A 13,406-nucleotide genomic window follows, 5' to 3' on the forward strand; every position below is an offset into this window, starting at 1 on the left:
ATCGCGCATGTGGTGGCGCAGTGCACGCCCGAAGAGTGCACCTGCCCACCACGGCGCGGCATCAGAGTGCCGCTGTCTGCGTGCAAATCTGGCGCCAGACGCGCCCAACCACCGCCTCCCGGCGAGACCTTCGTTTCGTGCGCGGCAGTACCGCTGCGCGCCTCCGCCACCTCCGCGCTGCGCGAAACGTCGCACCGGGGAGCGCCGCCAGAATCCTTAACCGATGTGCCGCCGGAAAGCATCTGCGGCGAAGAAGGTCTCCCTCCGCTCAACACGGCGACGCACGTGATGCCGCTCAATCAGGTGGTCGGCTGGATGGCACCAGCACAGTCTGCAAATAAGCTTGTCAAAGACTGGAATACTGGGCGCCAGGGCACACGGCCGCTCGGCACGGGTGGCGACTGCGCATCGCCGCCTTCAGCTACGCGACGCAGAGCCGCGCGCTGGTGATCGATACCGAGACGGGCGGAAATCCGCCCATGCGTAAAGTGGGTATCCGGCACTGACGGTGACGCCGCGATCAACCCGCTGATGCCGCAGGGGACAGTCTGGAGGGCGGCATCATCGTAATACCGCCAAACGGTGCTGGGTGAAGCCTTCATCGCCGAAGATGGCGTGCACCGTGGTCACGGCTGCTCTCGCGCTACAGTTACCGAGCATCAAGCGCGCGCCGGAGATCATCTCGCATCGGGTCGGGCACCCGCCCGCGCCAGGTGAAGAAGGCGCATGCGGCGCGAAGGCGTCGGCAGAATCCGTCAATCAAGGCGGCGCCCGCCATTTACAGCGCGATCCACAACGCGGTCGGCGTTGCGCATCCCCGCCGCATCCCCGGTCGATCAGGACGCGCTGCTCTCGCGCCATGAAGCTGGCGCAGCCGAATCAGAGACCGCGTGTGGGAGGCGTGAAGTAGGGCAACTTTCCACAGCGGCGTAATTGCGTTAATCTTTGCGAGGACGGAGCGCTCCGGCTCGCACTATTAAAACTAGCGCAAATTATCAGTAGCACATTACCAGGTTCAAATCACCACTTGTAGTCACTTCCAGGTGAGGCATGGGGCGTGTTGAAAAGGGTTTGATTCGGACCCCAGCACAGCCTCCCCGGTTGGGGAGGCCAGCCTGCTCACCAGCACATCTCTCTCTCTCCAACTTACGTGGGAGGAGGAAGTTTGAAATAGAGGAGACAAAAAAATTTCTGTCTCATCCTACAATCCCAGTCTAAGAAGGTGCCTTAGTCTCCCGTGTTCCGCCTAACTGTTTTCGTCCTGTTCCTGTGCCTGCCGCCTGTACCGTTTTCGCCCGAGCTTGGGATGCGCCGCGAGCCAGGCCGCGTGGCCATCCACGCCGCCGATGGCTTAGTCCAGGTGGGCGATTTTGCGTCCCAAGAATGCGACCGGACCACTGCCCCACCACGTGCTGCCTCTACGTTGTGCGGGCGGCAATCGGGATCAGTGGCTGCCCTTGATCCGCCGCTGCTGAGGGCCGGTTACCACGTCCTCACCGTAGATCTGCGCGGCTTTGGTGGAACACGCGGCACACGGTCCATGGAAGGCCGTATTGACGATACGCGGTTCTGGTTTGAATGGCTGCACGCCCAACCCGATGTGCAGGGCGACGCGCTGGCCTTAGTCGGGGCAGTTTCGGCGCAGTGCCCGCGCTGGCGGGCTGTGCTCCCGAACCCGGCTGTTTTTGACCTCAATCCTCCTCCATCTCCCCCGGCGATTTCCGCTGCTCAACGAGGCGTTGTACGCGCGCAGGAGCGACCGCTCGGTGCTGTTCATGGTCAGGCGGACCGACAATATGCTCTACGACACGCTGCGCATGTTTAAGCGCACCACAGGCGAAGCGGCGATGACGGTCTACAATTCGTCAGTGCATGGCACGGACATGTTTCGGCAGAGCAATCCCCAGCGGGACAGTGCCACCGCGCTGATCCTCAGTTGGCTGAACGACCATTTGCGAGTAGAGTAGACACCGATATCCGTGCGCGCGAACAACTAACCTCACCCCCCGCCCCCTCTCCGAAAAGAGGCGAGGGCAGCAAAACAGAGATCGCTCTTCCCCTCTCCCACGCAATCGGGGCGGAGGTCAGATCTGCTCTCCCCTCCCCAGATTCGGGAGGGGCCGGGAGTAAGTCCGGAATATGACCTTTCCAACACGCTCATGGCGCGTCCCTACCAGGACTCTGCAACTGATCTATGTCGCGCTAACCTTCCCCTGTACGCCATCGCTGATTTTCATCTACGCGGCCATTGCCGTGGGCACCATTCCCCAACTGCGCATGAACCGCGCGACCATTGCGCTGGTCGGGGCGGCGCTGCTGGTCGTGATCGGCGCGAACAGCGAACACGCCGCGTTGGCATCGATTGAGCTCGGCACGCTGCTGTTGTTGGGCGCAATGATGGTCATCAACATCAATCTGCGCCTCGCCGGGTTCTTCCGCGCCGTGACCAGCCGCACCCTGCGCCTCGCGCGCACGCCGCAGATACTGCTGGCGCTGGTGATCATCTCGTCAGGCGTGCTCTCGGCGCTGTTCCTGAATGACACCATCTGCCTGATGCTCACGCCGCTGGTCGTGGATATCCCGGCGCTTGGGGCGCGACCCGATCCCCTATTTGATTGGGCTGGCGACGGCGACCAGCATCGGCTCAGTGGCGACGATCACGGGCAACCCGCAGAACATCATCATCGGGCAGGCCGGTGATACTCTCGTTCGTGAGTTTCGCCGCGCACCTCGCGCCCGTCGCGCTGATCGGGCTGGCGCTCTGTTGGGGCGTGATCGTGTTGCTGTACCGCGCCGAGTTTCGCGGACGCTGGCGGAGGTCGAACTGCCGCCGCCGCGCCCGTTCACGCCCGCTGCTCAACCGCACGCTCGGCATCGTCGCCCTGCTGCTGATCGCGTTTCTGCTCGGCGCGCCGATTGTAACGGCGGCCTGTGTCGCGGCGGCGGCGCTGCTCGTTTCGCGGCTGCGTCCGCGTAAACTGCTCGCGCTGGATTGGGAGCTGCTGGTGTTTTTCGCGGGCTTGTTCGTGATCACCGGCGCAATCCGCGCAACCGGGTTGAGCGATGCCTTCTTCGATGCGACACGCTCCATGCTGACTAACGGTGTCCCCGGGCTGAGCCTGATCACCGCCGTGCTCAGCAACCTGATCTCGAATGTACCCGCTGTGCTGCTGCTGCAAACGTCGATGGCGCAGTTCGCTAACCCACAGCAAGCGTGGCTGACGCTGGCCATGGCTTCGACGCTGGCGGGCAACTTCACGCTGCTCGGCTCGGCGGCCACGCTGATCGTCGCGGAGCTGGCGAAAGTGCAGGGCGTCGAACTCAAATTCGGGGCGTTCCTCAAAGCCGGTATCCCGATCACGCTGCTGACATTAGGCGTCGGCGTGCTCTGGTTGATGGTCACAACGGGGTGACCTGAGCGGTGCGGGAAACACAACGGACGCCGCTCGGGCGTCCGTTGCGTCAAGGAGTATTTTCCCCAATGGGCTGGTTGATTTTTGGGCAGACACATTGGTCTGCCCCTCCACCATGATGTCTGCGAACCAACACTAGCTCACACTCCGTCGGAACATAGCCGTTCAGCGCGCCAGCGGTGAAAAATCTCCATCCACCAGACCTCGGCGGCATCCGCGACCGGTTCCGGGTTCACAAACCACGTCTGGCCGCTCGTGATGGCGCTGTTGGGCACGGGCTGACCACCGGGCGCATCATAGACCGCCACGTCACAGATGATGGTGCTCAATACGAACCCACTCGGGATGAAGGGGCCGCGATCAACCGGAGTCGGCGGGACGGGCACCGGACACGTGGTGCTAAACTGTTCAGATTCATTGGGGGCACTGGTGCGCGTGACGGTGATGGTATACGTGCCATCGGCCCCCGAAAACAGGAAGCCTCCCGCAGGGAAACCAATATACGTGACAGTGACGGTTAATGGTGCCCCACCCTGTGGCGCGGCGTTGACCGTATACGTGCCCCCGGCGGTGATGTCGGTGATGTTTACCCAGAGTTCATTGGGCGTCCCGGGGGTACGAGCTGGCCGTGACCGTGAAGTTCGTCGCGGCGAAGGCCGGGCGCGCGCCGCCGAAGCCCACGGCAAACACGAGGGCGAGTAGCAGGGACAGTAAGGCAAGACGCAGCAATTTCATAACTGTGAGCCTTTCATGAGATCAATAGGGTCGATGTTAAACTCTGGAATACCGCCCTATCATACGGTGAAATCGGGTGCTTTGAAGGGATATTTTCAGAAATAATTCATAAATGTATATAGTTACATACATGTTTTACGAAATAATGAGGTGGGCACACGTAAACTTTCTCATCTGATTTCGTGCAAGTTGTCACTATTCAGGTATGACATCCACCTTTATGATCACAAAGCACCCGCAAACATAGACACGATATTAACATATGCGAAGAATGCTCATCGATGTAGTCGCTGTAATCGTCGTGCTCGCCGTCGGCATCGGCACCTATCTCGTCGTGCGCGGCTCCCAGAAGAAGTCCTTATGGACGACCAGATCCATATTCAGTTGAGTTCGAAGCCCTTCCCGCTCATTGTCGGCGTGAACACGCTGGTTTTGCGCGTCGTGAAGAATGGCGAACCGATCAGCGGGGCCAGCATCGAAGTCAGAGCCAATCGCACGATGCAAGGGCAGATTCCCTGTACGGTCGTGCGACTGAAGATCAGGAGGGCGTGCCACGAAATCCCGATGGTGTGGCCCGCGACCGACCGCTGGACAATCGACGTGAGCGCCTGGGTCGGCGATGAACTGATTCGCGATGAGTTCACGGCCTTCGTATTCGCTGTGCTCGAAGAAAACATGAGCCCGCGCGAAACCTACGCCAGCAACACCGCTATCGAAGCGCGCAAGTCGCGCATCCTGAGGAATTCTGGATCGTCATCCCGCAGGACGGCCCGCTCAGATCCGGGAAGGTCATGGCGACGATGTGATGCCCACGGAAATACGCTTATCTGTCAATGGACAAAACACGCTGGTTCTGAAAAATAATGATCTGGCCGATCCATACGATCGGACCATTCTTCGTGCGCGCGGGCGGACGCTGCGGCAAACGTTCACCACGCCTCAGGTGTTCGAAGGGTGTGCAGCGCGCGCAGACTCGGTGGTGCGCATTATCGTCGAGTAGACTAAGGCTGACCATGAAACAATTTGTTTTCGTCCTATTGGGTTTGCTGCTGCTGGCGGGCTGCAGTGGGGCCACCCCAGCGGCAACGCCGACTCCCGACTACGCTGATGAGCTGATGGGCGCGGTCTACGATCCACCCCGCGAATTGCAGGAGTTTAACCTCGACTCGACCACGGGCGCTGCGTTTGAACTGAGTGCGTACTCTGGCGACGTGATTCTGTTGTACTTCGGTTACCGGAGCTGCCCGGACTTCTGCCCCACCACGTTTGCGGAACTGCGCCGCGTCATGAACGACCTCGGCGATCTGGCCGAAAAGGTGCAGGTGGTCTTCGTGACGATTGACCCCGACCGCGACACGCTCGATCTGCTCGGGCTGTACACTGCCGCCTTCAACCCGGATTTCATCGGTCTGCGCGGCGAAGGCGATCCCTGCAAGCCGTCATGGATCAGTTTGGCGTGGTGGCGGAAAAGCAGGTGCTCGGCGATGACCCGCAAGCCTACCTGATGGATCACACGGCGTCTGTCTTCCTCATCGACCCGCAGGGCCGCCTCCTCTCGCAGTACCTGTACGGCACGAACTACCGCGACATTGTCCACGATATTCAGGTGCTGTTAGGCGCCAATCCCAAGCCTGACACCCTTGGCGGCTGCGCCCATCGATCTACGCTATTTAGCGTATGGCAAAGATGGGCGCAGCAGACCACACTTAACGATAAACAATCACCAATCAAGTCTGAAAGGCTACAAATGAAGTCCAAAGCAGTTCTTTTGACTCTGCTGCTCATCGCCCTGTTTACATCCGTGGCCGTCCTGCCCGCCCTCGCCCATGAAGGTGAATGTCATGCGACCGTATCGCTGTACAACGGTTGGGCGCGCGCCAGCGTTGCCGGAGCGCCGAACAGTGCCGCCTACGGCCTGCTCATCAATCTGACCGACGAAGACGATACGCTGGTCAGCGCCAGCACGGACGCGGCCACCAGCGTCGAACTGCACGAGATGAGCATGACTGCCGAGGGCGTCATGCAGATGCGTCCGGTCGAAGGTGGTTTCCCCGTCGCCGCGCACAACTTCTTCCCCCTGCAGCCCGGTGGTTTCCGCATCATGTTGATGGGTCTGACCCGTGAACTGACCCCGGCAGCATGCTCGACCTGACGCTCGTGTTTGAACACGCCGGCGAAGTTGCGCTCAGTGTGCCCGTGCAGGATCGATGCCATGCCCGGCATGGATATGGGCGGCATGAGCATGGGCGACGCCACCGCCGAACCGATGCACGACATGGGGCATATGGACGAAGCGACCGCTGAACCGATGGCGATGGATGCGACCGAAGAAGCGGGGGCACGACCACGCCGAGGCCGACGCGCCGTGCGGCGTGAGCATTGTCGATGCGTGGGCGCGTCCGAGCATTGCGGGGCGCCGAACAGCGCCGCCTAAGCATGGTGATCGCCAACCCCGACCCGGTGCACGAAGCGCTGATCGGCGCGGCCACCGATGTCGCCAGCATGGTCGAAATCCATGAGATGAGCATGACCGCCGACGGCGTGATGCAGATGCGCCCGGTCGAAGGCCAGCACCTCCACATTCCGAAGGCGGGCGGCGCAGTTGATGCCCGGCGGCTACCACATCATGCTGATGGGTCTGACCCGTGAATTGGTGGTCGGCGAGAGCTTCACGCTCACCCTGACGTTTGAACACCACGGCGAAGTCAGAATCGACGTGGTCGTGCGCGATCCCATGCCAAAGGCATGGGCGGCATGAACATGGGGGCGGCCGAGCTTTGAACCCTCCCCCCACCCCGAATTCGGGGAGGGGGAGACAGATGTAAAACCGCATCGAAGAACCACAGGCCACCCCATAGGGGTGGCCTTTTTATCCGCTGCATGAGACAATCCTGAGTCTCGCTGTTTCCGTAGAGAGCAGGGCGATCTGTCCGCTAGACTCAAGGGGATGACAAGAGTGAGGGGAGCGGAAGCTATGTCTGGTGTACCGGATCGACGGAAAGCGGCACTGATGGGCGTGATCGGCGGCGTGCTGGGCGCGTATGCCATGCGCTACTACACCCGGCGGGTTGTCCCGGTGGTGTTTCCGCGCGCGCTCCTGCCCGCTGAGGACAGCGGTCGCCCGGATCCGCTGGAAGACCGCGCTCGTGCCCCGGCAGTACGCCGACGGCGAAACACCGTTTCAGGCGGCGGGACGCCGCGCCTACCAGTCGCTGACCGGAAGCGCGCCGCGCTCGCTGGAAACGCGCGACCTGCTCGGCGACCTCACCGAATGGGCGTATCTGATCACAGCGGGGTTCCTCTACGGCGGCGCGCGCACGACGACGCGCTGGCGCGATATCGCGGGGGGTTCTTCATGGGGCTGCGGATGTGGGGCGCGGACGAGATCGGCGCGCCGCTGCTCGGTCTGCGCGCAGGGTCGACGCGCTTCCGGCTCGCGAACAGCACGTCGTGCTGCTGACCGCCTACTGGGTCTTCAGCTTCGTGATGACCAACGTCACCCGGTTTCTCTACCGCCTGTTCCCGTAATGGATGCGCGTTACACCAACCGGCTCATCGATGGCTTCTTCGTCCAGGAGGCGGTCGACGCGGGTCGACACGACGATTTACCGGGCGGTGCAGGAGTCAGTCAAGCGCTTCGTCTCGTTCAAGGTGACGCCGCTGCCGCACGACGCGGCGGAACGCACCTGTTCTCGACGAATTCAACAGCCAGATCCAGCACATCATCGGGTTGGAATAGCGTGCATTTGCTGCCGCTCTATGCCTCCGGGCAGATCGGCAATGAGGCGGTCTACATCGTGTCGCGCATGCTGCCCGGCACGCTCGACGCCCTGCTGCGCAACGGCGGCGTGCCGCTGGCAACGGCGCTGCCGATCATGCAGCAGCTCGGCACAGCGGTCAGCTTTTTGCACCGCAGCCACTTCGTCCACGGTTCGATCTCCCCGCGGGTGGTCTACGTCGCCGGGGATAATCAGGTCTACCTCAACGACCTCGAACTCGCGCGGTGGTGCGGAAAGCGCCCTCGCTCGGCTACCTGCAGCACATCCTCGGCTCACTGCATTACGCGCCGCCGGAGCAAATCCGCTTGGACGCGCTCGATTTGCGCTCGGACGTGTACAGCTTTGGCGCGACGCTCTACGACCTCGTGACCGGCGAGCCGCCGTTCCGCATGGCCGTCACCCCAGAAGCGCTGCTTGACGTCAAATTGGCGAACACCCTGCGCCCGCCGCGCACCTTCAATGCCGATGTGTCGCCAAAACTGGACGCGCTCATTCTGCAGGCGCTGCGCGCCAACCCAGACGAACGCTTTGACTCGGCGCAGGGAAATGGCGCAGGCACTGGAGGCGGTCGAGTATCCCGGCAGCGCGCAGGTGCTGACCCCGCCCCAAGCCATCCCCTCACGCCGATTCTCGCGGCTGCGCCGCCTATTCGGGCGGCGTTAGCGACCATAAATTACTCCGCGGAGATACAATCCCGCCGTGAATATCGTTAGGCGGACGCGATGAGGCGCGTCCTCCGAAAAGCACACTGCCGTTGCATAAGTCTTGAGCCCTAACTGGCGATCGCTGAACAATGGAACGTCTCGCGTCGGTGTTTTGCTTCCTCAAATGCTCGGATGAGGTGACGCTTGAAGATAGATGCGAGTTGTGCCAAAACAAACATATATCATCAGCGTAATCCTGTACGGAATGGGCAACGATGCAGCCGACCAAACTGCGCTAACTGGCCGTTCACCGTAAATGACATTAAGCGAGAATACCGCCTTGAAATGGTATTCACTGTTCTCAACCTGATGAGTTCATTTGTTAGAAGGGGGCACACAGCATTGCCTATACTATTCACTAAATTTGTGATGATTGCCTATCTAAATCAGCCCAGTTGGAGTCGACATCCACATCAAATCTTAAGCAGGTACATCATGGAACCTTGTTCCCCGACATTTCTGCAACTAAGTCGTTGAGACATATACATGAGTTCGGGAAAGCTGACAGAACTAAAGGATGGAGACATATTCTCTTGAGCAAAATTTCTGTATCCAAATTCATTTCTATCCAAAACTTAGGTCATGCTCGATCTCAAGATTGGTCCCTAGGTGTGGTCAGTTTGTTATTCCAAATCTGTTGGAGATTTCACATCCGAAAAGCATCGGTTCATAAGAATGGCTACTGCCCACCCTAGACCGTCATCAAGAAAAGTTGCGACCAATGAACCAAGCCTACAACAAAGGTTAGCGCGTTTACAACCTGCTGTCTTGGGGCGACTTCACCCGCTCGGTAGCGGATGGCCAGGCCTCCATGGAGTTCTCCAAGGCACTGACAACCGACGCAGGCACACCCTACAACCAGAACTCCGCGTGCTACCCTGCTGGGGGCAATTCGCCCGCTCGTGCCGCTGCCCCTCTAGGAGGCGCGGGTTCGCCGGTCGCGGGGCACAGGACAGGTCCGCTGACTCTCCGGGTTCACCGCACTGCTTGACCTCCCGAGCACATGCGCGGCAGAACACCGCCGCCTAACGCGACCGCGCGGGCTTCATCGTCGCCGATGCGGCGGACTCCACTGATTCCGAACCCGGTCGGGCTGGCCATCTCGACCTTCGACGCGCTCAATCACCTGCCGGATGCCGACGCGCTGCCGCTGTTTCGCCTGCGTGTATGCCGGCGGTCCCGCGAGGGCGGCGTGTTCATCTTCGACCTCAACACGCGCGTCGGCTTGCAGCGCTGGAACAACATCACGCTCAGCGAAACGCCCGAAGTCACGCTCATCAGCGGGGCATCTACGACGGCGGCGACCGCGCTCGTGTGCGCATCACGGGCTTCATCCGCGAGGACGACGGACCCGCACCCGCTTCGAAGAACGCCTACAACACGGTGTTCGACCTCGCCCATTGCGCGACCTGCTGGAAGATACGGGCTGGCAGCAGGTCTACTGCCCGCGCCGCCAGATCTCCAGACGCCGCTGGCGGACCCGAACGTGAGGGCGCGCGCTCGTGATCGCATCTCGCTAATCTTTTTTGAACAGAGTTTGTTATAGTTGGGGACGCGGTTCACCGGGAGCGTTCACCCATAACTCAAATATTTCTTCGATCGGGCACTGGCGCAGGCGTCATACCTGATCGGCTGTCAGAGACGGGCGAGGCGTTGATCGTCGACCCGGCTCGCGATATTTCCCCTCTCTCCACGCGGCGCAGCAGGAACATCTGCGCATCACGCAGGTCACCGGAAACGCACATCCACGCGGACTTTGTGAGCGGCATCCGCGAAGTCGCCGCGGCGACCGGAGCGCATATGTACCTCAGCGCGGAGGGCGGCGTTGACTGGCAGTATCAGTTTGTCGACGCCAACACCGCCCTGCTGCACGACGGTGCTTCGTGGCTACTCGGCAGCCATCCGCATTCAGGCGATCCATACGCCGGGGCACGCCCGAACACCTGATTTTCGCCATCACGACACCCAAGCCTCGACCAACCCTTCGGCCTGATCACGGGCGACTGCCTGTTCGTCGGCGATGTGGGACGCCCAGATCTGCTGGAAGTGGCGGCAGGCTACGCCAACACCGCTGGGATCGACGCGCGCGGCCAGTTCCGCAACCTGCAAATGCTCAAACCCGCCGGATTATCTGCAAATTCTGCCCGGTCACGGCGCGGGGAGCGCGTGCGGCCAAGGCGCTCGGCGCGGTGCCGTCACTCCACGCTCGGCGATGAGAAGCTGGTCCAACCCGGCCTTTCAATTTGACGATGAAGCAAAATTTGTCCGCGCTGGGTGCTGAGCGATCAACCGCCCGCGCCGCGTTACTTGCGCAGATGAAGCGCGTCAACAAACGAGGCGCGCCGCTCGTCAGCTCGCTGCCGCGCCCCGAACGCGTGGACCGCTTTCTGCTCAACGATGTGGTGCGCTCCAACGCGCGCTGGTGATCGATACCCGGCGGCGGAACGTGCATGTAGCGTGCGCGCTGCACATTCAACCGAGCGATCAGTTCAGCACCTATGCCGGGTGGTTCGTCGATTTCGCGCATCCAGTCTACCGCGATCACCGCGCCGGAGCAGGTCGACGCTGATGAAAGGCCAACTGCGCGCGGTGGGCATCGACAACATCGCGGGCTATTTCGTGCCGGACGAAGTCGACATTTACAGCGGTACACTCCCGGCCATCGATGTACGCGCCGCCGCCGAACGCATCCGCCGGGGTGCAATGGCGCTTGACGCGCGCGCGGTCAGCGAGTACCGTGAAAAGCGGATCGCGGGGGCGGTCAACCTTCCGTACCACGATCTGCCGGAGCGCATCGATGAAGCCGCGCGACCGCTCGCTGGTCATTCACTGCGCGACGGGCGTCCGCTCGCAGATCGCCGCCAGCCTGCTGGAACGGCACAATTTCGCCGATTTCGCGCATGTCGAGGGCGGCCTCGACGCGTGGATCGTGGCGGGTCTGCCGGTAAAAAGGGTAAGAACCCAACCTCACCCCAACCCCTCCCTAGAATCGGAGAGGGAGACAGGCGGGCATTTGAAGTCCCCTCTCCTCTTTTCGGGAGAGGACTGGGGTGAGAGTTGAGGAACTAGGCCCCTCCAAGATGGAGAGGGGTGCTTCGCCTCTCCCGGTTGTTTCGTAGGGAGAGGGAAATTGCGTTGACCAGCACAAGGTGAGAGCCAGAAGCGGAGTTTTGATCAAGAGCGGCGGCCCCGGTGGGTGTCCCTACAATAAGAGACCAATCGATGACCGGATCGCCCCTCACGTTCCGCATTGCCCGAACGTCCACCTGCCCGCCGACGCGCAGATCGACGAGTTCGTGATTCTCGGCAAGGCGCCGCGGGCGCTCGGCCCGGTGACCTCCCGCTCACGCTTGGCGCGGGCGTCATCCGTTCGCACGCAGCGTGATCTACGCGGGCAACGTGATCAGCGTGGGCTTGCAGACCGGGCATCACGTTGTCATCCGCGAAGGGGAGAACGATCGGTGATCACGTGAGCATCGGAAGCGTACGGCATCATCGAGCATCACGTCACGATTGGCAACCAGTTGCGCCTGCACGGCCGCGTGTTCGTGCCGGAATACAGCCAACTGCGGTGACGGTCGCTGGCTCGGCCCCGGCGTCATGGTGACGAACGCGCTACCCGATCAGTCAGGGCGCGAAGGATCGGCTGGAAAGCGCGGTCATCGAGGCGGGCGCGATCATCCGGCGCGGAACACCGCTGCTACCCGGCGTGCGGGGAAATCGGCGCGCGGCACTGATCGGCGCAGGTTCAGTCGTCGACCCGAAAGACGTGCCGCCCGGCGCGCGTCATGGTGGGCAGCCCGGCTGACGGGGATCAATCACATCGACAATATCAAGTTCTATTCTGGAGACTGGGGACTGAGGATTAAAGGACTGAGTCATTGAAGCATCAGATCGTCTCTGTGCAGCAGACCGTGATGTTGTCACAGTCCCGGACCCTCAGCACTCAGTCCTGCTCTCTTGGAGCGGCATGGCTAAAATTCCCCTCGTCGACCTCAAAGCGCAGTACGCGGCGATGAAGCCGGAATTGACGCGGCGCTGGCCCGCTTGTGAATCGCCAACACAACCCATCGGCGGCGCGGGGTGACAAACTTCGAAGCGGCTTTCGCACAGTTCCAGCGGACTGAAGCGCGCAGTAACGATCGCCACGGGCACGAGCGCGCTGTACTTCGTGCTGCGCGCGCTCGGCATCGGCGCGGGCGACTGGTGATCACCACCCGCACGTTCATCGCGACCGTCAGACCAATCGCCCAGAGCGGCGCAACGCCTGTGTTCGTGGACATCGACCACGGCGACGATATAACGTCAACCCGGCGCTGATTGAGGCGGCGATCTTTACTGCCTGCGACGCATCGTTATGCCCGTGCATCTGGTCGAAGGCTCGCGCCGATGGGCGCGATCATGGAGATCGCGCGGAAGCACAACTTCCTTGCGTGATCGAAGACGCAGCGCAGGCGCACGGCGCGGAACTCGGCGGCCTCGGGCGGGCGCGTGGGGCATGCCGCGTGGCTCGGGCTTCTATCCCGGCAGAGATCTCGGCGCGTATGGCGTGCGGGCGCAGTCTGCACCAATGACGAGGCGCTGGCCGCGGCGATCGCCAAACTGAAAGATCACCGGGCGCATGAGCAAATTACAGGCACGACGAAGCTCGGCTATGGCGAACGCCTCGACGGGCTGCAGGCAGCGATTCTCGGCGCGAGGCGCCATCTCGAAAGCTGGAACGCAGCGCGCCGCCAGCATGCCGCCTAATACGCAGGCGCTGGCGGGCGTCGCCG

Annotated in this window: 22 protein-coding genes and 2 pseudogenes; 22 read left to right on the forward strand and 2 right to left on the reverse strand. The window is 61.7% G+C overall.

The annotated features are described in order from the left end of the window. The 5 genes and pseudogenes from IPK17_RS22000 to IPK17_RS22015 form a co-directional block, all read left to right on the forward strand. Positions 1-450 (forward strand): hypothetical protein (locus tag IPK17_RS22000; RefSeq protein WP_343419850.1); only part of this gene is annotated, 450 nt, incomplete at its 5' end. 856 nt (positions 451-1,306) lie between these two features. Further along, a pseudogene (locus IPK17_RS40685) lies at positions 1,307-1,615 on the forward strand (alpha/beta hydrolase family protein); the annotation flags it as partial. A gap of 70 nt (positions 1,616-1,685) precedes the next feature. Continuing rightward, the gene (locus IPK17_RS22005) at positions 1,686-1,967 is read left to right on the forward strand and encodes a hypothetical protein (protein ID WP_343419851.1); all 282 of its coding nucleotides are present in this window, start codon (positions 1,686-1,688) and stop codon (positions 1,965-1,967) included. 310 nt (positions 1,968-2,277) lie between these two features. Then, positions 2,278-2,641 (forward strand): annotated as a pseudogene (locus IPK17_RS22010) (SLC13 family permease); the annotation flags it as partial. A gap of 55 nt (positions 2,642-2,696) precedes the next feature. Then, on the forward strand, positions 2,697-3,413 hold the full coding sequence (locus IPK17_RS22015; protein ID WP_343419852.1) for an SLC13 family permease: 717 nt from the start codon (positions 2,697-2,699) through the stop codon (positions 3,411-3,413). A 140-nt stretch (positions 3,414-3,553) separates the two neighbouring features. On the opposite strand, the gene IPK17_RS22020 is transcribed toward IPK17_RS22015, so the two are convergent. Further along, positions 3,554-4,099, reverse strand: coding sequence for a hypothetical protein (locus IPK17_RS22020; RefSeq protein WP_343419853.1), 546 nt, complete (start codon positions 4,097-4,099; stop codon positions 3,554-3,556). Between the two features lie 409 nt (positions 4,100-4,508). On the opposite strand from IPK17_RS22020, the gene IPK17_RS22025 reads away from it, so the two are divergent. From IPK17_RS22025 to IPK17_RS22075, 11 genes are all read left to right on the forward strand, one after another. Further along, on the forward strand, positions 4,509-5,012 hold the full coding sequence (locus IPK17_RS22025) for a hypothetical protein (protein ID WP_343419854.1): 504 nt from the start codon (positions 4,509-4,511) through the stop codon (positions 5,010-5,012). Between the two features lie 149 nt (positions 5,013-5,161). Then, complete coding sequence (locus tag IPK17_RS22030) at positions 5,162-5,653, forward strand: SCO family protein (RefSeq protein WP_502748965.1); 492 nt, start codon at positions 5,162-5,164, stop codon at positions 5,651-5,653. Continuing rightward, positions 5,590-6,300 carry a copper chaperone PCu(A)C domain-containing protein gene (locus IPK17_RS41110; protein WP_502748966.1) on the forward strand — a complete coding sequence of 237 codons (711 nt, stop codon included), beginning with the start codon at positions 5,590-5,592 and terminating at the stop codon, positions 6,298-6,300. The genes IPK17_RS22030 and IPK17_RS41110 overlap by 64 nt, the downstream gene beginning before the upstream one ends. A gap of 60 nt (positions 6,301-6,360) precedes the next feature. Then, positions 6,361-6,582 (forward strand): hypothetical protein, encoded by a 222-nt coding sequence (locus IPK17_RS22040; protein ID WP_343419855.1) that lies wholly within the window; start codon positions 6,361-6,363, stop codon positions 6,580-6,582. A gap of 2 nt (positions 6,583-6,584) precedes the next feature. Further along, on the forward strand, positions 6,585-6,797 hold the full coding sequence (locus tag IPK17_RS22045; protein WP_343419856.1) for a copper chaperone PCu(A)C domain-containing protein: 213 nt from the start codon (positions 6,585-6,587) through the stop codon (positions 6,795-6,797). After that, on the forward strand, positions 6,775-6,906 hold the full coding sequence (locus IPK17_RS22050; protein WP_343419857.1) for a copper chaperone PCu(A)C domain-containing protein: 132 nt from the start codon (positions 6,775-6,777) through the stop codon (positions 6,904-6,906). The genes IPK17_RS22045 and IPK17_RS22050 overlap by 23 nt, the downstream gene beginning before the upstream one ends. Positions 6,907-7,122: 216 nt before the next feature. Further along, positions 7,123-7,608, forward strand: a complete 486-nt coding sequence (locus IPK17_RS22055; protein WP_343419858.1) for a hypothetical protein — start codon at positions 7,123-7,125, stop codon at positions 7,606-7,608. 67 nt (positions 7,609-7,675) lie between these two features. Continuing rightward, positions 7,676-8,296, forward strand: coding sequence for a protein kinase (locus IPK17_RS22060; RefSeq protein WP_343419859.1), 621 nt, complete (start codon positions 7,676-7,678; stop codon positions 8,294-8,296). Next, positions 8,233-8,640 (forward strand): protein kinase family protein, encoded by a 408-nt coding sequence (locus IPK17_RS22065; RefSeq protein WP_343419860.1) that lies wholly within the window; start codon positions 8,233-8,235, stop codon positions 8,638-8,640. The genes IPK17_RS22060 and IPK17_RS22065 overlap by 64 nt, the downstream gene beginning before the upstream one ends. 994 nt (positions 8,641-9,634) lie before the next feature. Further along, positions 9,635-10,177 carry a hypothetical protein gene (locus IPK17_RS22070; RefSeq protein WP_343419861.1) on the forward strand — a complete coding sequence of 181 codons (543 nt, stop codon included), beginning with the start codon at positions 9,635-9,637 and terminating at the stop codon, positions 10,175-10,177. A 107-nt stretch (positions 10,178-10,284) separates the two neighbouring features. Beyond that, positions 10,285-10,578, forward strand: coding sequence for an MBL fold metallo-hydrolase (locus IPK17_RS22075; RefSeq protein WP_343419862.1), 294 nt, complete (start codon positions 10,285-10,287; stop codon positions 10,576-10,578). Positions 10,579-10,587: 9 nt separating this feature from the next. On the opposite strand, the gene IPK17_RS22080 is transcribed toward IPK17_RS22075, so the two are convergent. Continuing rightward, complete coding sequence (locus tag IPK17_RS22080) at positions 10,588-10,740, reverse strand: hypothetical protein (protein WP_343419863.1); 153 nt, start codon at positions 10,738-10,740, stop codon at positions 10,588-10,590. A 140-nt stretch (positions 10,741-10,880) separates the two neighbouring features. Here IPK17_RS22080 and IPK17_RS22085 point away from each other — a divergent pair, with 140 nt between their 5' ends. The 6 genes from IPK17_RS22085 (at position 10,881) to IPK17_RS40690 (ending at position 13,380) form a co-directional block, all read left to right on the forward strand. Next, on the forward strand, positions 10,881-11,057 hold the full coding sequence (locus tag IPK17_RS22085) for a hypothetical protein (RefSeq protein WP_343419864.1): 177 nt from the start codon (positions 10,881-10,883) through the stop codon (positions 11,055-11,057). Next, positions 11,054-11,200 (forward strand): hypothetical protein, encoded by a 147-nt coding sequence (locus tag IPK17_RS22090; protein WP_343419865.1) that lies wholly within the window; start codon positions 11,054-11,056, stop codon positions 11,198-11,200. The genes IPK17_RS22085 and IPK17_RS22090 overlap by 4 nt, the downstream gene beginning before the upstream one ends. 96 nt (positions 11,201-11,296) lie before the next feature. Next, positions 11,297-11,692 (forward strand): rhodanese-like domain-containing protein, encoded by a 396-nt coding sequence (locus IPK17_RS22095; protein WP_350341652.1) that lies wholly within the window; start codon positions 11,297-11,299, stop codon positions 11,690-11,692. 1,022 nt (positions 11,693-12,714) lie between these two features. Then, positions 12,715-12,951, forward strand: a complete 237-nt coding sequence (locus IPK17_RS22100; protein ID WP_343419867.1) for a DegT/DnrJ/EryC1/StrS family aminotransferase — start codon at positions 12,715-12,717, stop codon at positions 12,949-12,951. A gap of 113 nt (positions 12,952-13,064) precedes the next feature. Then, positions 13,065-13,205, forward strand: coding sequence for a hypothetical protein (locus tag IPK17_RS22105; protein WP_343419868.1), 141 nt, complete (start codon positions 13,065-13,067; stop codon positions 13,203-13,205). 28 nt (positions 13,206-13,233) lie between these two features. Next, positions 13,234-13,380: a hypothetical protein gene (locus IPK17_RS40690; RefSeq protein WP_350341653.1), complete on the forward strand. Its 147-nt coding sequence runs from the start codon at positions 13,234-13,236 to the stop codon at positions 13,378-13,380. The last annotated feature ends 26 nt before the right edge of the window (positions 13,381-13,406 follow it).

The sequence above is a fragment of the Candidatus Flexifilum breve genome, from assembly GCF_016713355.1.

Coding starts and splice junctions, on each gene's coding strand:
- IPK17_RS22045 (WP_343419856.1), top strand. CDS start 6,585: ATGGTGATCGCCAACCCCGACCCGGTGCACGAAGCGCTGATCGGCGCG.
- IPK17_RS22070 (WP_343419861.1), top strand. CDS start 9,635: ATGCGCGGCAGAACACCGCCGCCTAACGCGACCGCGCGGGCTTCATCG.
- IPK17_RS22055 (WP_343419858.1), top strand. CDS start 7,123: ATGTCTGGTGTACCGGATCGACGGAAAGCGGCACTGATGGGCGTGATC.
- IPK17_RS22030 (WP_502748965.1), top strand. CDS start 5,162: ATGAAACAATTTGTTTTCGTCCTATTGGGTTTGCTGCTGCTGGCGGGC.
- IPK17_RS22085 (WP_343419864.1), top strand. CDS start 10,881: ATGAAGCAAAATTTGTCCGCGCTGGGTGCTGAGCGATCAACCGCCCGC.
- IPK17_RS41110 (WP_502748966.1), top strand. CDS start 5,590: ATGGATCAGTTTGGCGTGGTGGCGGAAAAGCAGGTGCTCGGCGATGAC.
- IPK17_RS22040 (WP_343419855.1), top strand. CDS start 6,361: ATGCCCGGCATGGATATGGGCGGCATGAGCATGGGCGACGCCACCGCC.
- IPK17_RS22095 (WP_350341652.1), top strand. CDS start 11,297: ATGTACGCGCCGCCGCCGAACGCATCCGCCGGGGTGCAATGGCGCTTG.
- IPK17_RS22025 (WP_343419854.1), top strand. CDS start 4,509: ATGGACGACCAGATCCATATTCAGTTGAGTTCGAAGCCCTTCCCGCTC.
- IPK17_RS22050 (WP_343419857.1), top strand. CDS start 6,775: ATGCTGATGGGTCTGACCCGTGAATTGGTGGTCGGCGAGAGCTTCACG.
- IPK17_RS22060 (WP_343419859.1), top strand. CDS start 7,676: ATGGATGCGCGTTACACCAACCGGCTCATCGATGGCTTCTTCGTCCAG.